This is a genomic window from Neorhizobium sp. SHOUNA12A (assembly GCF_023006505.1).
Taxonomy (GTDB): domain Bacteria; phylum Pseudomonadota; class Alphaproteobacteria; order Rhizobiales; family Rhizobiaceae; genus Neorhizobium.
In genome coordinates this window covers 1-17,814 of the sequence record NZ_JALBGV010000032.1, presented here as the reverse complement: position 1 = coordinate 17,814, position 17,814 = coordinate 1, and the positions used below count along the sequence as shown (strand labels likewise).

Genomic DNA, 17,814 nt, shown 5'->3' with positions numbered 1-17,814 from the left:
CGCCTCAGAACAGGAAATAGCGCTGCGCCATCGGCAGCACCGTCGCGGGCTCGCAGGTCAGCAGCTCGCCGTCGGCGCGCACCTCGTAGGTCTCCGAGTTGACCTCCACATGCGGCGTCAGCGAATTGTGGATCATCGAGGCCTTGGAGATGCCGCCGCGGGTGTTCTTGACTGCCACCAGCCTCTTGGCGACCCCGAGGCGCTGGGCAAGACCGCCATCCAGCGAAGCCTGGCTGACGAAGGTGACGGAGGAATTGGTGCGCAGCTTGCCGTAGGCCGCAAACATCGGCCGGTAATGCATCGGCTGCGGCGTAGGGATCGAGGCGTTCGGATCGCCCATCGGTGCGGCCGCAATCGAGCCGCCGAGCAGCACCATTTCCGGCTTCACGCCGAAGAAGGCCGGGCTCCAGAGCACGAGATCCGCTCGCTTGCCGACTTCGACCGAACCGATCTCATGGGAAACGCCCTGGGCGATTGCCGGATTGATCGTGTATTTGGCGATGTAGCGCTTGACGCGGAAATTGTCGTTATTGCCGGTTTCTTCCTTCAGGCTGCCGCGCTGGCGCTTCATCTTGTCGGCGGTCTGCCAGGTGCGGATCGCCACTTCCCCGACGCGGCCCATGGCCTGGCTGTCGGAGGAGATGATCGAGAAGGCGCCGAGATCGTGGAGGATATCTTCGGCAGCGATGGTTTCCTTGCGGATGCGGCTTTCGGCAAAGGCGATGTCTTCCGGGATCGACGGCGACAGGTGATGGCAGACCATCAGCATGTCGAGATGTTCGGCAAGCGTATTGATCGTGTAGGGCCGGGTCGGGTTGGTCGACGACGGGATGACGTTCGGGTTGCCGCAGATCTTGATGATGTCGGGCGCGTGGCCGCCGCCGGCACCTTCCGTATGAAAGGCGTGGATGGTGCGGCCCTTGATAGCCGCGACCGTATCCTCCACGAAACCGCTTTCGTTCAGCGTGTCGGTGTGGATCATCACCTGCACGTCGAAGGCATCGGCGACCGTCAGGCAGTTGTCGATCGCCGCCGGCGTCGTGCCCCAGTCCTCGTGAAGCTTCAGCGACGAGGCACCGGCGAGGATCATTTCCTCCAGTGGTGCGGGAAGCGACGCATTGCCCTTGCCGGCGAGCGCGAGGTTCATCGGGAAGGCGTCGAAGCTCTCGATCATCCGCTCGATATGCCAGGCGCCGGTGCAGGTGGTGGCAAGCGTGCCATGTGCCGGGCCTGAGCCGCCGCCGAGCATGGTCGTGACGCCGCTCATCAGCGCCTCCTCGATCTGCTGCGGGCAGATGAAATGGATATGCGCATCCATGCCGCCGGCCGTCAGGATCTTGCCCTCGCCGGCGATCGCCTCGGTGGACGGGCCGACGATGATCGTCACGCCCGGCTGGGTATCCGGATTGCCGGCTTTGCCGATCGCGTGGATGCGGCCGTTCTTCAAACCGACGTCGGCCTTGTAGATGCCCGAATGATCGACGATCAGCGCATTGGTGATGACCGTATCGACCGCCCCTTCGGCACGCGTCGCCTGGCTCTGCCCCATCCCATCACGAATGACCTTGCCGCCGCCGAACTTCACCTCTTCGCCATAGACGGTGAAATCCTTCTCCACCTCGATGAACAATTCGGTATCGGCAAGCCGCACCCTGTCGCCCGTGGTCGGACCGAACATGCTGGCATAGGAGGCGCGGGACATCTTGTGGGGCATGGACGGTCTACCTTGTAAGCTCGGTAAAATGGGAGGATTTCGATGCGGCTTTGTCGAACGTCATTGTGGTGCGGCAACCGTTGCGGCTGTTGATTTCTCCAATCAAATGATCGGAGAAGTCGCCGGGAAACTCGGAATAGGCTTGAAGCGCAGCGCTCAATATGTCTCGGTCCTTCACGACCGCATTTTCCAAATTCAGCAGACCCCAGATGATCTCGGCGATCTGGGTCTTTGGTAGGCGGGCGCGCTGTTTCAGGACCCAGGCAATTTCGACGACAACAATCTCGTTGATGAAGAATGCTTCCTCGCTCTTATCGAAGAGCGCAGACAGCGCCTCACTCTGCGCCAATGCCGGCTCCCCGATCAGTTGATCGCGCACGAGCCAACGAAGGAGGACATTCGTGTCGATCCCGATCATAGGTCGTTGCCGCCTTCAGGAATCCGGCCACGTGCTTCGGCAACCCATTCATCCAGTTCGCCCGCGGTAATCGGCCTATCCAGCTTTACGATCCCTTTCAGGTCCGCGAATGTCCAACGTTTCGGCCGGATCTCCAGATGGCCGTCCTGACTCGGTACGATATCCACTTGGTCTCCGGCCTTGACGCCAAGCAAAGCGAGCGCTTCGGCAGATAGGGTTATCTGGTTTTCAGGGCTGATCTTGACTGTTTCGGTCATGTCGCTCTCCTTCCCGCTCCCGTAACTACCACAAACACGCTCAACGTTCAGTTCCCCATCGCCTCGGTCAGCTCTTTGAGTTCCGTAATGCGCTTGCGTGTCAGGTCCGCCTGGCATCCGGAAATCAGCATCGGCTCCATCGAGCCGCCATGGGCCTGGAAGCCGGAGGAGATGCATTGCGCGTCGCGATAGGCGACCCAGGCCCGTTGCGCCTTGACGAGCGCATCCTCGGCGCCTTTGAGATCCGCGGAACTATCCGCATCCCGTTTTTTCATCGCCTTGCGGGTCGTCTGGTACTGGGCATTAAGCGCCTTGTCGGCGGCTTCGTAGTCGCGCTGCGAGCAGATGTTCATCTCCAGCTGCGTCTGCGGGTTCTTGCAATTTGCCTGCGGCTCCTGCCCCGCCGCCGGCAGGGCAAGAAGCGGCATGAACGCGGCGGAAAACGCCAATGCGGGCTTCACAGCACACCCATGATCTTCTGCTGGAAACCATAGACTTCGCGCTTGCCCGAAAGCGGGATCAGCGTCACTTCCCGCATCTGGCCGGGTTCGAAACGGACGGCCGTACCGGCCGGGATATCGAGCCGCATGCCGCGCGCCTTGTCCCGGTCGAAGGAGAGCCCGTTATTGGTCTCGAAGAAATGGTAGTGGCTGCCCACCTGCACCGGTCGGTCGCCGGTGTTGGCGACCTTTATGGTCACCGTCGGAAGACCTGCGTTGAGCTCGATTTCGCCTTCTGCGGCAATCACTTCACCGGGAATCATGGCATTCTCCTTCAAGCCGCCTTGGGCGCGCAGCCCTCGGCCTTCAGTACGCGTTTGGTGGAGGCCGGATGGCGGGCGAGCGCGGCCGCCGGACGCACGGGCCGGCGCACCAGTTCGCCGGCGCAATTGGGGCAAATGCCTTTCAGCACGTCGGAGGCGCAGGTGGCGCAGAACGTGCACTCGAAAGTGCAGATCATCGCCTCCCGGCTTTCCGGTACAAGGTCCTTGTCGCAGCACTCGCAATTGGGGCGCAGTTCCAGCATCTTGGGGCCTCCTCAGCGGATCGGTTCGTGGACGGTGACAAGTTTGGTGCCGTCCGGAAAAGTCGCCTCCACCTGCACGTCGTGGATCATCTCGGCAATGCCGTCCATCACTTGGTCGCGGGTGACGACATGAGCTCCGGCCTCCATCAGGTCGGAGACCGCGCGGCCGTCGCGCGCACCTTCCACCACGTAATCGGTAATCAGGGCGATCGCTTCAGGATAGTTGAGCTTGACCCCGCGATCCAACCGGCGTCGGGCGACGATCGCCGCCATGGAAATCAGCAGTTTGTCTTTTTCTCGTGGGCTCAGGTTCATGGGAATCCCGCTGTAAGATCAGATGTTCCAGACTTTCGGCACTGGCGCGCCGTTACGCAATACGGAAATTGCCGGTGTCAGGATTTTTCTCAAGTCAAATCCGGTCGGCGCCACCAACCGGGCGATCAGCTTGCCGTTCCAGTGGCTGGCTCCGCCGGTCCACAGGCTGGCTCCGCCAGGCGTGCCGTCGACAATCTGGCGGAGTTTCGGGAAGAGCATTTCGGCAAGCGGGCCGGTGTAAAACAGCGTCGCGAAGGCGACCTGGCCGGAGAGCACCGCGGCGGCCTGGGAAAGCTGCTCGATCTCGCCCTCGAACTTCATCTCTTCCGCGTGGATCAGCTGGCCAGAGCGGCGCACCCGCCAGCGGTCGCGGAAGAAACCGTTCGCTACCGCCTCGCCCATCGCCTTGCGGCCGAGCAACACCGCCTCGACGGCCAGAAATTCGGACCTTTCGGAAAGATCGACGTCAAGCCGGCGGGTCAGCGAGGACTGGTCGAAAAGGATGGTTTCCTGGGGAAGCCAGTGGACCGAGGCGTCTTCGCCGACGGTGACATGGGTGGAGACGGAGGCCGTGCCGGACGAGGCCTTGTAGATCTTCTCGTTCGCCTGGGTGGTGACCGACAGTCTTGTGGAAGCGGCAGCGGCGACGGACCATTCGATCACGTCGCCGCCCGTCAGTCCCCCCGACGTATTGATTAAAATCGCCTCCATTTCAGGCGAAAATGTTTCCGGAAGGCGAATTTTTGCGCAACCTTCCTGGTAGAATTCGGCGAGCCGTGTCCGCCCGCCGAAAGCCTTGGTTACAAGGCGTCCTGCACCCCTTGCCCGCTGCGGCGCATATCGATCGGCTGGTTGCTGTTGCACGTCGTCCCCTGAAGATCGGCTTCGGTTCCGCAACCCGATGCAACGCCCGTGCCAGACTTGGCCGCCGAACCGATCTTGGCCGGCGTTGCAGTGGCGATCACGTCGGTGCTGTCGGCCTTGCCGAAGAACTCCCACATCCGCGAAGCCGGATCAACATTGGCGTCGAATGCCGGCTTGGAGACGGTCACCGCAGCCACCTTGGTGACGCTCGCTGCCCCGTCCTTGGCGGCGGCGATCACGGCTTCCGTAGCGGCAACCGGCTTCGGCCAGTCATGCGTGCCGTTGGCGAAGACGTAGGATGCGACGCGTGCACCGTTCTTGCAGGTGCCGTAGAGACTGAAGGTCACACCGTCGACGGTCTTAACGTCGCCGTTGCCCTTGCAGCCGTCGAGTTCCGTCCAGCGTTGGATCGCGGTCTTGAAGCCGTATTGCCAATAGGCGCTGCCGCCGCCAGCGTAAGGATTTGCCGCATCCTTGACGCCGGCAAAGGCCATGATCGAGATGGGCCTGGCCGGATTGCAGCCCTGCGCATCGGGGCCCCATTTCCCGTCGGCCTCGACCGGACGTCCGGCGCGCAGCGAATGCACGAAGCCGGCTGCTGCGAAATCGTCATGCCCCGAGCAGAGATAGGCCGACAACATGCGGCCGCCACCCGAATAACCCGAGGCATAGATGCGGGCCGGATCGACACAGAATTGCTGCTTGGCGGTCGCGAGAGCCTGCCGGACATAGGCGATCTCGTCGAGGCCGCCCTGCTGCACGGTGACGAAAGGCACGTTCCAGGCATAGGTCCCCGCGGAGCTTCCGGGCAGGCTCCCCTGCAGCGCCAAAACGATGAAGCCGTTTTTCTCGGCAACCTTGTCCCAGGAGCTTCTGTTCAGCTGCCCTTGAGGGTTGCTGTGGCTGCCATGGAGATCGAAAACCAGCGGAACCTTGTCCTTGCCGGTATAGGACGAGGGAATGAAATAGACTGCCGAACGGGCAACACCGTCGGTTTCGATGGTGATTGGGTGGCGACCCGCTTCCATCGGCTGGCCGCAGCCTGCGGCAAGGGCGCTGCCGGTCATCGACCCCAGGAAAGTCGTGGCGCCCAAAAAAACCGCTCCTACCGTAACCATGCGTGTAAGAGCGGAACGAGAGAAGAAACCGGCAACGCGTGCAAAGACCATCAGCGCCTCATCATGGGGTGCGGGGGTTGTCAACAATTATGCGGAATGCCCTGAAAACGCAGTGTTGTTAACATATATTAGCGGCCTTTGAAACGCACGAAGTGCTGCGAAACGATACAAACATTCACCAGTAAAAATACTAGTCTCAGACGGTCAGATGCCGCCTTGCTTCTGCCGTATCCAGAGTCTCTGCCGCCCCTTCGTGCACAATCTCGCCACGATCCATGATGTAGACCTGGTCGGCCAGCTCCCGGCAGAAGTCCAGATACTGTTCCACCAGCAGAATGGCCATGCCGGTTGAATCCCGCAGGTAGCGGATCGCCCGGCCAATATCCTTGATGATAGACGGCTGGATGCCTTCGGTCGGCTCGTCGAGGACGAGGATCTTCGGACGGGTAACCATGGCACGGCCGATTGCAAGCTGCTGCTGCTGACCGCCGGAGAGATCGCCGCCGCGCCGGCCGAGCATCGATTTCAGCACCGGAAACAGCGAGAATATCTCGTCGGGAATGAACTTGTCCTTGCGGGCGAGCGGCGCGTAACCGCTTTCGAGATTTTCCTGGACTGTCAGGAGCGGAAAGATTTCCCGGCCCTGCGGCACGTAGCCGATGCCGTGCTTGGCGCGGTTATAGGGCGCGAGACCGTTCAGCACTTCCCCCTGAAAGCTGATCGTGCCGGCGCTGACCGGATGCTGGCCGGTGACGGCGCGGAGAAGAGAACTCTTCCCCACGCCGTTCCGCCCCAGCACGCAAGTGATCTTGCCCATATCCGCGTGAATGGAGACGCCGCGCAGCGCCTGCGCTGCGCCGTAGTGAAGGTTGACGTTGTTGACTGTCAGCATGTTAGCGCCCCAGATAATTCTCGATCACCTTGGGATCGTTCGAAACGAAATCGATCGAGCCTTCAGCAAGTACCGAACCTTCCGCAAGGCAGGTTACCTTGACGCCGAGTTCGCGGATGAAACCCATGTCGTGCTCGACGACGACCACCGACCTGGTCTTGGCGATTTCCTTGAGCAGCACCGCCGTCTCCGCCGTTTCCGCGTCCGTCATGCCGGCGACGGGTTCGTCGACCAGCAGAAGTTTCGGCTCCTGGGCGAGCAGCATGCCGATTTCCAGCCACTGTTTCTGGCCGTGGCTGAGATTGGCGGCATACTCGTTCTTGCGATGCGTCATGCGGATCGTCTCGAGGATCTCCTCGATGCGGGCCTTGTCCTCCGCTGAAAGCGTATAGAACAAGGTGGCGAACACGCCGCGCGACCGGTTGAGCGCCAGTTCCAAATTGTCCCACACGGTGTGGCTTTCGAACACCGTCGGCTTCTGGAATTTCCGGCCGATGCCGAGCTGGGCGATATCAGCCTCGTCCCTTTTGGTGAGGTCGATCGTATCCTCGAACAGCACCGTGCCGGTATCGGGCCTTGTCTTGCCGGTGATGATATCCATCATCGTCGTCTTGCCGGCGCCGTTCGGGCCGATGATCGCCCTCAGTTCCCCGGGCTCAACGACGAAGGACAGCGAGTTGAGCGCCTTGAAGCCGTCGAAGGAGACCGAGACGTTTTCGAGATAGAGCAGGCTTTTCTGTCGTGTTTCGGAAATCATGTTCATGGTTGCGTGCCCCTATTCCGCCGCCTGGGCTTGCGCCACCGTGGTGGCGTCACCCCTGCCCTTTTCGGCATCCGCCGCCGCCTTCAACGCATGCCGAGCCTTCAAGCCGTGCTGGATCGTTCCGACGATGCCCTTCGGCAGGAAGAGCGTCACGGCGATGAACAGACCACCGAGCGCAAACAGCCATATTTCCGGGAAGGCGCCGGTGAAGAAGCTCTTGCCGCCATTGACCAGGATCGCGCCGATGATCGGGCCGATCAGCGTGCCGCGCCCGCCGACCGCCGTCCAGACGACCACTTCGATCGAGTTGGCGGGCGCGAATTCGCCCGGATTGATGATGCCGACCTGCGGCACGAACAGCGCGCCGGCAATCCCCGCCATCATGGCGGAAACGACGAAGGTGAAGAGCTTGATGTTCTCGACCCGGAAGCCGAGGAAGCGCACCCGGCTTTCCGCATCACGCACCCCGACCAGCACCTTGCCGAACTTCGAGCGGACGATGGCCGAGGCAAGGATCAGGCAGAGCGACAGCATCAGCGCCGACATGAAGAACAGGACCGCACGCGTGCCGTCCGCCTGAACAGAAAAGCCGAGAATGTCCTTGAAGTCGGTGAGGCCGTTATTGCCGCCGAAGCCCATGTCGTTGCGGAAGAAGGCAAGCAGCAAAGCGTAGGTCATCGCCTGAGTGATGATCGACAGATAGACGCCGTTGACGCGGGAGCGGAAGGCGAACCAGCCGAAGATGAAGGCGAGCAGGCCGGGCACGACGATCACCATCGCCATGGCGAAGATGAACCAGTCGAAGCCGTGCCAGAACCACGGCAGTTCCTTGTAGTTCAGGAACACCATGAAGTCCGGCAGGATCGGGTTGCCGTAGACGCCGCGCGGGCCGATCTGGCGCATCAGGTACATGCCCATCGCATAACCGCCGAGCGCGAAGAAGGCGCCATGGCCGAGCGAGAGGATGCCGCAGTAACCCCAGACGAGATCGAGCGCCAGCGCCAGCAACGCATAGCAGAGATACTTGCCGAACAGCGCCATGGCGTAGGTCGGGATATGGATGGCGCTGTCTGGCGGGGTCAAAAGGTTGAGTGCCGGCACCAAGATGCCGATGCCAAGAAGGATGCCGACGGCAGCGACAATGCGGCCCTCGAGGGCGCGGAAGACAAAGCCGGAAATCATGCTTCCACCGCCCTTCCCTTGAGCGCGAAGAGACCGCGCGGACGTTTCTGGATGAACAGGATGATCAGCACCAGAACCAGGATCTTGCCGAGCACGGCGCCGACCGATGGTTCGAGGAACTTGTTGAGCACCCCGAGCGACAGCGCGCCGACCAGCGTGCCCCAGAGATTGCCGACGCCGCCGAACACCACGACCATGAAACTGTCGATGATGTAGCTCTGCCCGAGATTCGGCGAGACGTTGTCGATCTGGGAGAGTGCGACACCGGCAATGCCGGCGATGCCGGAGCCGAGGGCGAAGGTGAAAGCGTCGACCCAGGGCGTCTTGATGCCCATTGACGACGCCATGCGGCGGTTCTGGGTGACGGCGCGCATGTTGAGGCCGAAGGAGGATTTTTTCATCACCACCAGCAGCGCCACGAAGATCGACAGCGAGAAGGCGATGATCCACATGCGGTTCCAGGTGATCGTCATGCCGCCGACCGGGAAGGAACCGGACATCCACGACGGATTGCCGACTTCCTGGTTGGTGGGGCCGAAGATCGAGCGGATCGTCTGCTGCAGGATCAGCGAGACGCCCCAGGTGGCGAGCAGGGTTTCGAGCGGCCGGCCGTAGAGGAAGCGGATGACGCCGCGCTCGACAACCAGGCCGACGGCGCCGGTGACGAGGAAGGCAACCGGAAGCGCGATCGCCAGCGACCAGTCGAACAAGCCGGGCGCATGATCGCGGATGAGCTGCTGCACCACGAAGGTGGAATAGGCGCCAAGCATGACCATTTCGCCATGCGCCATGTTGATGATGCCCATGACGCCGAAGGTGATCGCGAGCCCGATTGCCGCCAGAAGCAGGACCGAACCGAGCGAAACGCCATACCAGACGTTCTGGCCGATATCCCAGAGCCTCTGGCCGCTTTCGATACTGGCGATGGCCGCATCGACATCGCCCTTAAGGCTCGGATCGAGCCCCGCGGACGCACCCATCAGGATGCCAATCGCGTTGCGACCGCCATAGTTCTTGATCGTCTGGATCGCGGTGCGCTTTTCATCGATGGAGCGATCGGAGGAGAGTAGCGACACGGCGCGCGCCTCGACCATGCGGGCCTTGACCTCGCCGTCGGTCTCCTTGGAGATCGCGGTTTCGAGGAGTTCCAGGTTTTCGGCGCTCGGCGAGCGCAGCACCGCATCGGCCGCCTGCAGCCGGACGCCGCGATCCGGGCTCAATAGCGTCAGGCCGCCCATGGCCGAACGGATGACGCGGCGAAGACTGTTGTTGATCTTGATCTTGGTGACGGCATTCTTGGCGGTCTGGCCAGCCGAAGCGCCTGTGACCGGATCGGTCAGCTCATAATTGGAGCCGGCCGCCTTGCCGATGAACACCAGGTTATCGGACTTGCGGAAATAGAGGTCGCCCTCGGAAAAGGCATTCAGCGCCGGCACGAGCCGGGCATCACCGGTGGCGGCAAGCTGGCCGATCAGTTTTTCAGCTTCGCCGAAATCCGCCTTGGAGAGAGCGTCGATCAGCGGCTTGGGATCGGTCTGCTGCGCGAACGACGGCGCGGCGAGAGAAAAGATCAGGCAGAGCAGAAGACCAAGGCTCTGCAGAACGCGGAAAGCAACTTTGCTCGTCATTGGAACCCCCTTGCGAGATCGCGGGCGACTGAACGCCGCCCGCGATGATGTCGATGAACATCTAGAAGGCAATCGGATCAGCTGCCCTTGCCGCCGCACTTGCCGGAAGCAACGTTGAAGTTGCCGCAGGACATCGGCTTGCGCCAATCGGAGATCAGGTTCTTGCTGTCCGGCAGGTAATCGGACCACTCGTCGCCGACCACAGGCGCGGTTTCCTGAACGATGTCGAACTGGCCGTCAGCCTGGATTTCACCGATCAGCACCGGCTTGGTGATGTGGTGGTTCGGCATGACGGTGGACGTGCCACCCGACAGGTTCGGAACGGAGACGCCGATAATGCTGTCCAGCACGGCATCGGTATTGGTGGTGCCGGCGGCTTCGACGGCCTTTACCCAGGCGTTGAAGCCGATATAGGCGGCTTCCATCGGGTCGTTGGTCACGCGCTTGTCGTTCTTGGTGAACGCGTGCCATTCCTTGATGAATTCGGCATTGACGTCCGCATCGACGGACTGGAAGTAGTTCCAGGCGGCCAGATGCCCGACCAGCGGCTTGGTGTCGAGACCGGCGAGTTCTTCTTCGCCGACCGAGAACGCGACGACCGGGATGTCTTCAGCCTTGATGCCCTGGTTGCCGAGTTCCTTGTAGAACGGCACGTTGGCGTCGCCGTTGATGGTCGAGACGACGGCGGTCTTCTTGCCGGCCGAGCCGAACTTCTTGATGTCCGAGACGATCGTCTGCCAGTCGGAATGACCGAACGGCGTGTAGTTGACCATGATGTCGGATTCGGCAACGCCCTTCGACATCAGATAGGCCTTGAGGATCTTGTTGGTCGTCTGCGGATAGACGTAGTCGGTACCGGCGAGAACCCAGCGCTTGACGCCTTCTTTCTTCGCCAGATAATCGACGGCCGGAATGGCCTGCTGGTTGGGGGCAGCGCCTGTGTAGAAGATGTTGCGCGAGGATTCTTCACCCTCGTACTGGACCGGGTAGAACAGGATCGAGTTCAGCTCTTCGAAGACCGGCAGGACCGACTTGCGCGAAGAGGAGGTCCAGCAACCGAAAACAGCCGCCACCTTGTCCTGCGAAATCAGCTGGCGGGCCTTTTCGGCAAACAGCGGCCAGTCGGACGCCGGGTCGACGACGACGGCTTCGAGCTTCTTGCCGAGCACGCCGCCCTTCTTGTTCTGCTCGGCGACGAGCATCAGCATGACATCCTTGAGGGTGGTCTCAGAGATGGCCATGGTGCCCGAAAGCGAGTGCAGAACACCGATCTTGATGGTGTCGTCAGCGGCGAAAGCACCCTGCAGCGCCGTCGCTGACATTACGGCGGCGAGCAGCGCGCCACCCAGTTTGGATTTGCCCGATTTGGACTTGAATGTCATTGGTTCGAACCCCTCTTCTCGTTCGTCCGCAACGAAGAACTTAACCGTTGCTTAAGCGACTATCGGTTGCTGCATCGCAAAACCGTATACGTCGAATGACGTACCGGTGGGGGAGAAGGGGGAAGAGGGATGCCGGGGGTAGAAATCCCACGCCCAGCTGGCATCTTCAGCCAAGCAGGTCGGCGTGGCCACCATCGAGCGTACTTATTGATATATTAACCATATTTGGATTTTATGATCCGACGCTCATGTAGGGCGGGGGGAGTTGTTTCGGTGTAGATCCCATGAGTAGCATCCTCACGAATGCTGGAGCTGCCTCCGCGCTCCAAATGCTTCGCTCCCTTGACAGCCAGGTGTTTGGCACGCAGCGGCAGGTCTCGACCGGCTTGCGTATCGAACAGGCCTCCGACAATCCCGCTTACTGGTCGATCGCCACCACCATGCGGTCGGACAATGGTGCCCTCTCGACCGTGCACGACGCCCTTGGCCTCGGAGCAGCAAAAGTCGATACGGCCTATGAAGGCATAGCTGCGACGACCGATATCCTGGCGGCGTTCATGGCCAAGGTCGTTTCCGCCCAGCAGGACGGAATAGACAAGAACAAGATCCAGGAAGAACTGGAGCAGTTGAAGCAGCAGATCGTCTCGATATCCAACTCCGCGACTTTCGCCGGCCAGAACTGGTTGCGGTCGGACATGTTGGGCCAGGCCAGCGAAGCAGGCGCCAAGACTTCTGTCGTATCGTCGTTCGATCGCAGCGAGGACGGAACCGTCTCCGTCAAGACCATCGACGTCGATCTGTCGAAACTCGTACTGTTCAAGAATGGCGGCGGCGGAATTTTGCAGAAAGAACCTGATCCGGATCTGGGTTATGGCCTCGGCACGATCGGTGGATTGCTCGGATTTTCGACATCCGGTTATGGCGACGTACCGGGTCCGGTATTCGACCAACCCTTCACGATTACGAAATTCGACGTCGTCACGGTCCCCTTCTCAGTGGGTACGTCCAACGATACGTTCGTCATCACCAAAAGTGTCGTCGACCAGGCGCTCGGAGGCCAGATAGGATACGGCTTCGACGGAGATATCGAAAGCACGGCCGATTGGGCGAAAGTCCTGCTGCAGGCAACGTTTCTCAACAAGGCGCCCCCAGACATCCTGTTTGCGGCTCAGGGTGGAGCGCCGAATATCTTCTTTCGCGCCACCATTCCTCTCGCCGCGGAGCTGATCACGGTACAGCCGCCAGTTCACACCCGGACGCTGCCGCCGGAGGGTATCGATATTCTCGATATCGACGTCACCGATCCCGACATCGACTTTCCGACGATCACCTTGGTTCTCGACGAGATGCAGCAGAAGGTCATATCGGCCGGTGCTTACCTTGGCTCGATCAGGTCGAGGATCGAGATGCAGGAAGCATTTGGAAACAGTCTCGCCGACAGTCTCGACAGAGGCATTGGGCGCCTCGTCGATGCCAATATGACCGAGGCGTCGAGCAGGCTCAAGGCACTGCAAGTCCAGCAGCAACTCGCGACCCAGTCGCTTTCCATCGCCAATTCGGACGCGCGAAACATCCTGTCTCTCTTCCAGTAACGAGACCGTCGTCCTTGCCGGCAGGCGCGCATTGCGCACGCGATATATGACCTCCGAGGTAATCGACCCGGCGGCGGATTGCGTCTATCCCAAGATCCAGCTTTGCAGCGCCAAAGGATCAGCCCCATGGCAGTCACCTATGTCATTCGTTTCGATATCCTCCCAGGCCAGCGCGACCGCTTCCTGACGCTTCTGAACGGCGTGCTCGATGCCATGCGGCGCGAGCCGATGTTCCACAATGCCATGCTGCACGCCGATCCCGAGAATGAGAACCGCATGATGCTCTATGAGACATGGGAGGATCATGGCGACGTGCTGGAGGTTCAGTTGAAGCGCCGCTATCGCGAGGAATGGCACACGGCCCTGCCGGACCTGCTCGCCAGCCCGCGCGACATTTCAGTCTGGCACCCGCTGCGGGAAGACCGCGCCGCGTAAATCTTCGGCCAGGCCGTTCCATCTCGGGAACATTTCTGCGCCTCACGCGCTTGCCTCCCCGGATCCGCCAACCGCCCGAGGAGCTCGAACCCGTGATCAACGACCTCTGGTACAAGAACGCCGTCGTCTATTGCCTCTCCGTCGAGACCTTCATGGATTCCAATGGCGACGGGATCGGGGATTTCCAGGGCTTGCAACGGCGGCTGGACTATATCTCCGGTCTCGGCGTCAATGCCATCTGGCTGATGCCGTTCCAGACCTCGCCCGGCCGGGACGACGGTTACGACGTCTCCGACTACTACAATGTCGACCCGCGCTACGGCACGCTCGGCGATTTCGTCGAATTCACCCATGGCGCCCGGCAGCGCGGCATTCGGGTGCTAATCGATCTCGTAGTCAACCACACGTCCACCCAGCATCCCTGGTTCCAGGACGCCCGCAGCGACCCGGAATCCTACTATCGCGACTGGTATATCTGGTCAGACAAGAAGCCGGCGAATGCCAATGAGGGCATGGTGTTTCCGGGCGTGCAGAAGACGACTTGGACCTATGACGAAAAGGCCAGGCAATATTACTTTCACCGCTTTTATGAGTTCCAGCCGGATCTCAACACCTCCAACCCGCATGTGCAGGCGGAAATCCTCAAGATCATGGGTTTCTGGATCCAGCTTGGTGTTTCCGGTTTTCGCATGGATGCCGTGCCATTCGTGATCGCCGAAAAGGGTGCCGACGTGAAAAAGCCGAGGGAGCAGTTCGCCATGCTCCGGGTTTTTCGCGAATTCCTGCAATGGCGGCTCGGAGATTCGATCATCCTTGCCGAAGCCAATGTCGTGCCGAAGGAGAACCTCGCTTATTTCGGCGATGACGGCGATCGCATGCAGATGATGTTCAACTTTCACGTCAACCAGGCCCTGTTTTATGCGCTCGCCTCCGGAGACGCCCGGCCGCTGGCAAAAGCGATCGTCAATACCAGCGATCGGCCTGAAACGGGACAGTGGGGCATGTTCCTGCGCAATCACGATGAACTCGATCTTGGTCGCCTGACCGAAAAACAGCGCCAGAAAGTGTTTTCGGAATTCGGGCCGGACAAGAACATGCAGCTCTACGACCGCGGCATCCGACGGCGGCTGGCGCCGATGCTGGAGAACGACCGGAGGCGCCTGGAACTCGCCTACAGCCTGCTGTTTTCGCTGCCCGGCACGCCGGTGCTACGTTATGGCGACGAGATTGGCATGGGTGACGACCTGTCGCTGCCGGAGCGCAACTGCGCCCGCACGCCGATGCAATGGTCGGCCGAGCCGCATGGAGGCTTCACCAAGAACGACAAGCCGGTCCTGCCGGTCATCAGCGGCGGCCTGTTCGGTTTTGAGCACATCAACGTCGCTGAGCAACGGCGCGACCCGAACTCGATGTTGAACTGGACGGAGCGCCTGATCCGGATGCGCAAGGAAGCCCCGGAGATCGGCTGGGGCGCCTGCACCGTCCTCAACACCGGGGATACCGGCGTGCTGGCGCTCCGTTACGATTGGCGCGACAATTCCGTGCTGATAGTCCACAACCTGAATTCGAAACCGGTCGAAGTAACCTTCGTGGTCGGTATCGGAGAGCATGGCGATCTTCTCATCGATATCACAGACGGCGGCAACAGCGAGGCGGATGCCAACGGCCGGCACCGTCTCCTGCTCGATGCCTATGCCTATCGCTGGTTCCGGGTCGGCGGTCTCGATTACCTGCTGCGGCGCAAGGAAGTATAGGCTAACCGCCCGCCCTCACCTCGCGCACGCCGCGGCCAGTCTTTTGCCGCAGCAATGCCCGCAGCGTAACCCCATCCGCATAACCGACGAGTGCGGCGATTTCGTTGGGGCTCTTGTCGCTGGTCTTCAGGAGATGCACCGCGCGCTCGACACGCAGATCCTGGAAATAGGAGAGCGGCGTCTTGCCGAGCACCTGCTGCATGCGCCGGGCCAGCGTTCGCTTGCTGGCGCCGACGGCATCGGCCGCGTTGTCCAGCGAAAACCCCTCCCCGAGGCGGCCGCGTGCCCAGCGCTCGAAACGCTGCACCAGCGGGTCGGCATGGGAAAGATGGTCGGTGATCACGTAAGCCGACTGCGACGGCCGATTGTCGACGATGAGGTAGCGCGCCACAAGGCCGGCAAGCTCCGGGCTCACCTGCCGCACCAGCCAGAGCGCCATGTCCATATGGCCGAGTGCGGCGCCCGCCGTCACCAGCGAGCCGGATTTCACCAGCATCTGGCCATCCTCCAGCTGCACGGAGGGGTAACGCTGGCGGAAGAGCGGCGCGAGCCACCAGCTGGTCGTCGATTTCTCTCCGTCGAGTAGGCCGGATTCGGCCAGAACGAACGTGCCGATACAGGCGGCGGCGATATTCATGCCTGCCGCCTTGGCCTCTCGCAGCACCGCCCCCGCATCGCGGATGTCGGGACGGTCGAGGGCGGGCACCAGCACGTCCGGCATCTTGCAGGCAATCGCCGGCACCACCAGCCAGCCACCGGCCTTCGCATCGAAGCTTCCGGCGATCGGCACGGCAAGCCCATGCGCCGTCTTCACCTGTTTGCGCACGCCGATCACCGACACGTCGAAGGCCGGCACATCGAGCGACAGCATCGCCGCGAGCTCGTTTGCCATGGTGAACACGTCGAGCATGGTCGACAGGCCGGTATCAAAGACGGGATCGAGTGCAAGGAGCTGTAGTTTCATGGCAAGAACACTATCAACAATGTCAATATTGACAATAGGCAAACGGGCCGGCGTGGCGGAATATCAGGCCCGGAAAACGTCGCATGACTGAGCCTGTTGCGACAAAAAGAGACGCATGAGCATGGATGTCACCACGATCGGTTTCACCAAGACGACCGCCGAGGATTTCTTCGGCCGCATCAGGGCGGCCGGCGTCAAGCGGGTCCTGGATGTGCGCCTCCACAACACCTCGCAACTCGCCGGTTTTGCCAAATCCGACGACCTCGCCTTCTTCCTGAAGACGATCTGCGGCGCCGGTTATGTCCATGAACCGCTGCTGGCGCCGACCGAGGAGATCATGACTGCCTTCAAGAAGGAGAAAGGCGACTGGAATGTTTTCCAGAATGATTTCCTTGGCTTGATGGCTGAACGCAAGGTGGAAGATCACTTCAAGGCAGAAGAGTTCGATGGCTCCTGCCTGCTCTGCTCGGAAGACAAGCCGCACCATTGCCATCGCCGGCTCGTCTGTGACTACCTGAATGGCAAATGGGGCGGCAAGCTCAGCATCCGCCATCTCTAGAATACAACCACCTCCAGAATCTCGACTGAACAACCAGACGCCCTAACGCCGCCGGGAGCAGCCTCCCCGCGTGGGAGACCCTTTGCCATGGCCTATGAAACCATCCTTGCGATCGCCCTTTTTTCGCTTGTCGGCTCGGTCTCGCCGGGGCCGAGCAATTTCATGCTGCTTGCTTCGGGCACCAATTTCGGTTTCCGGCGCACCGTGCCGCAGATCCTCGGTATCACCATCGGTTTTTCGTCGGTGCTGCTGGCGGTCGGCTTCGGTCTCGGCGCGCTTCTGACGGCCTATCCGCCGCTTGGATTGATGCTGAAGATCGCCGGCGGCGCCTACCTGCTCTACCTCGCCTGGCGCATTGCCATGTCCCGTTCCGTCTCCAGCGATAGCGCGAGCGCCGCCCGTCCCCTCACCTTCCTCGAATCCGCCGCTTTCCAATGGGTCAACCCGAAAGCCTGGGTCGCCGCGCTCACCGCCATGGCGGCCTATGCCAGCGCCGAAAACCCCTTCGTCTCCGTCGTGTTGATCACGCTCGTCGTCGCCATCGTCAACCTGCCGAGCGTCGCCGTCTGGGCCGGCTTCGGCGTGGCGCTTCGGCAGTTCCTGTCCGATCCGGCCCGGCTTAAATGGTTCAACATCGTCATGGCGCTGCTGCTGGTCGCAACGCTCTGGCCGCTCTTGAAATAGCGGCGACCGGAAAGGCTCTCACTTTCCCGTCAAACGCAGGCTCGGACGATCGTGCAAGAACTGCGGAGAACCTTGATACCGCTTTCCTGCGCATCCGTTCCATAGATCCCGTGCCTGCAGCGGCATGCCGCCGCTGCCTCGCACAGAGGATCAGCAACATGACTCAAATCACTGAAAAAGTGGTTCTTATCACCGGCGCCAGCAGCGGCATCGGCGAAGGCACGGCGCGCACCCTCGCCGCAGCCGGTGCCAAGGTCGTGCTCGGCG

General features: G+C 61.2%; 21 protein-coding genes. 6 read left to right on the top strand and 15 right to left on the bottom strand.

Annotated features, from left to right (window positions below):
• Positions 1-4: 4 nt before the first annotated feature.
• From ureC to urtA, 14 genes are all read right to left on the bottom strand, one after another.
• The gene (gene ureC, locus MOV63_RS15945; protein ID WP_038544559.1) at positions 5-1,714 is read right to left on the bottom strand and encodes an urease subunit alpha; all 1,710 of its coding nucleotides are present in this window, start codon (positions 1,712-1,714) and stop codon (positions 5-7) included.
• A gap of 7 nt (positions 1,715-1,721) precedes the next feature.
• Positions 1,722-2,132 carry a PIN domain-containing protein gene (locus MOV63_RS15940; protein WP_038544561.1) on the bottom strand — a complete coding sequence of 137 codons (411 nt, stop codon included), beginning with the start codon at positions 2,130-2,132 and terminating at the stop codon, positions 1,722-1,724.
• Positions 2,129-2,389, bottom strand: a complete 261-nt coding sequence (locus MOV63_RS15935) for an AbrB/MazE/SpoVT family DNA-binding domain-containing protein (protein WP_007773816.1) — start codon at positions 2,387-2,389, stop codon at positions 2,129-2,131. The genes MOV63_RS15940 and MOV63_RS15935 overlap by 4 nt, the downstream gene beginning before the upstream one ends.
• A gap of 47 nt (positions 2,390-2,436) precedes the next feature.
• Positions 2,437-2,817 (bottom strand): lysozyme inhibitor LprI family protein, encoded by a 381-nt coding sequence (locus MOV63_RS15930; RefSeq protein ID WP_247034889.1) that lies wholly within the window; start codon positions 2,815-2,817, stop codon positions 2,437-2,439.
• Positions 2,818-2,846: 29 nt separating this feature from the next.
• Positions 2,847-3,152 (bottom strand): urease subunit beta, encoded by a 306-nt coding sequence (locus tag MOV63_RS15925; RefSeq protein WP_247034828.1) that lies wholly within the window; start codon positions 3,150-3,152, stop codon positions 2,847-2,849.
• A gap of 11 nt (positions 3,153-3,163) precedes the next feature.
• A complete protein-coding gene (locus MOV63_RS15920; RefSeq protein WP_038544565.1) occupies positions 3,164-3,415 on the bottom strand; it encodes a DUF1272 domain-containing protein in 252 nt (83 codons plus the stop codon).
• Between the two features lie 12 nt (positions 3,416-3,427).
• Complete coding sequence (locus MOV63_RS15915; RefSeq protein WP_038544567.1) at positions 3,428-3,730, bottom strand: urease subunit gamma; 303 nt, start codon at positions 3,728-3,730, stop codon at positions 3,428-3,430.
• Positions 3,731-3,748: 18 nt separating this feature from the next.
• Positions 3,749-4,594: an urease accessory protein UreD gene (locus MOV63_RS15910; RefSeq protein ID WP_247034826.1), complete on the bottom strand. Its 846-nt coding sequence runs from the start codon at positions 4,592-4,594 to the stop codon at positions 3,749-3,751.
• Positions 4,531-5,688, bottom strand: coding sequence for a PHB depolymerase family esterase (locus tag MOV63_RS15905; RefSeq protein ID WP_247034824.1), 1,158 nt, complete (start codon positions 5,686-5,688; stop codon positions 4,531-4,533). Before MOV63_RS15905 ends, MOV63_RS15910 begins: the two co-directional genes overlap by 64 nt.
• A 220-nt stretch (positions 5,689-5,908) precedes the next feature.
• Complete coding sequence (gene urtE / locus MOV63_RS15900; protein WP_007762131.1) at positions 5,909-6,604, bottom strand: urea ABC transporter ATP-binding subunit UrtE; 696 nt, start codon at positions 6,602-6,604, stop codon at positions 5,909-5,911.
• Between the two features lies 1 nt (position 6,605).
• Positions 6,606-7,367 (bottom strand): urea ABC transporter ATP-binding protein UrtD, encoded by a 762-nt coding sequence (gene urtD, locus MOV63_RS15895; protein WP_405029340.1) that lies wholly within the window; start codon positions 7,365-7,367, stop codon positions 6,606-6,608.
• 12 nt (positions 7,368-7,379) lie between these two features.
• The gene (urtC, locus tag MOV63_RS15890; RefSeq protein ID WP_247034822.1) at positions 7,380-8,549 is read right to left on the bottom strand and encodes an urea ABC transporter permease subunit UrtC; all 1,170 of its coding nucleotides are present in this window, start codon (positions 8,547-8,549) and stop codon (positions 7,380-7,382) included.
• A complete protein-coding gene (urtB, locus tag MOV63_RS15885; RefSeq protein WP_247034817.1) occupies positions 8,546-10,177 on the bottom strand; it encodes an urea ABC transporter permease subunit UrtB in 1,632 nt (543 codons plus the stop codon). Before urtB ends, urtC begins: the two co-directional genes overlap by 4 nt.
• Before the next feature lie 77 nt (positions 10,178-10,254).
• Positions 10,255-11,559 (bottom strand): urea ABC transporter substrate-binding protein, encoded by a 1,305-nt coding sequence (gene urtA, locus MOV63_RS15880; protein WP_038544573.1) that lies wholly within the window; start codon positions 11,557-11,559, stop codon positions 10,255-10,257.
• Positions 11,560-11,843: 284 nt separating this feature from the next.
• Between urtA and MOV63_RS15875 the strand changes: the two genes are divergently transcribed.
• The 3 genes from MOV63_RS15875 (at position 11,844) to MOV63_RS15865 (ending at position 15,340) form a co-directional block, all read left to right on the top strand.
• Positions 11,844-13,151, top strand: coding sequence for a flagellin (locus MOV63_RS15875; RefSeq protein WP_258719210.1), 1,308 nt, complete (start codon positions 11,844-11,846; stop codon positions 13,149-13,151).
• 126 nt (positions 13,152-13,277) lie between these two features.
• Positions 13,278-13,586 (top strand): putative quinol monooxygenase, encoded by a 309-nt coding sequence (locus MOV63_RS15870; RefSeq protein ID WP_247034815.1) that lies wholly within the window; start codon positions 13,278-13,280, stop codon positions 13,584-13,586.
• Positions 13,587-13,678: 92 nt separating this feature from the next.
• Positions 13,679-15,340: an alpha-amylase family protein gene (locus tag MOV63_RS15865; protein ID WP_247034814.1), complete on the top strand. Its 1,662-nt coding sequence runs from the start codon at positions 13,679-13,681 to the stop codon at positions 15,338-15,340.
• A gap of 1 nt (position 15,341) precedes the next feature.
• On the opposite strand, the gene MOV63_RS15860 is transcribed toward MOV63_RS15865, so the two are convergent.
• Positions 15,342-16,304 (bottom strand): GlxA family transcriptional regulator, encoded by a 963-nt coding sequence (locus MOV63_RS15860; protein WP_247034811.1) that lies wholly within the window; start codon positions 16,302-16,304, stop codon positions 15,342-15,344.
• A gap of 121 nt (positions 16,305-16,425) precedes the next feature.
• On the opposite strand from MOV63_RS15860, the gene MOV63_RS15855 reads away from it, so the two are divergent.
• From MOV63_RS15855 to MOV63_RS15845, 3 genes are all read left to right on the top strand, one after another.
• Complete coding sequence (locus MOV63_RS15855; protein WP_038549536.1) at positions 16,426-16,863, top strand: DUF488 family protein; 438 nt, start codon at positions 16,426-16,428, stop codon at positions 16,861-16,863.
• Positions 16,864-16,950: 87 nt separating this feature from the next.
• Positions 16,951-17,547, top strand: coding sequence for a LysE family translocator (locus MOV63_RS15850; RefSeq protein ID WP_038544583.1), 597 nt, complete (start codon positions 16,951-16,953; stop codon positions 17,545-17,547).
• Between the two features lie 158 nt (positions 17,548-17,705).
• The coding region (locus MOV63_RS15845) for an SDR family NAD(P)-dependent oxidoreductase (RefSeq protein WP_247034881.1) at positions 17,706-17,814 on the top strand (109 nt) is incomplete at its 3' end.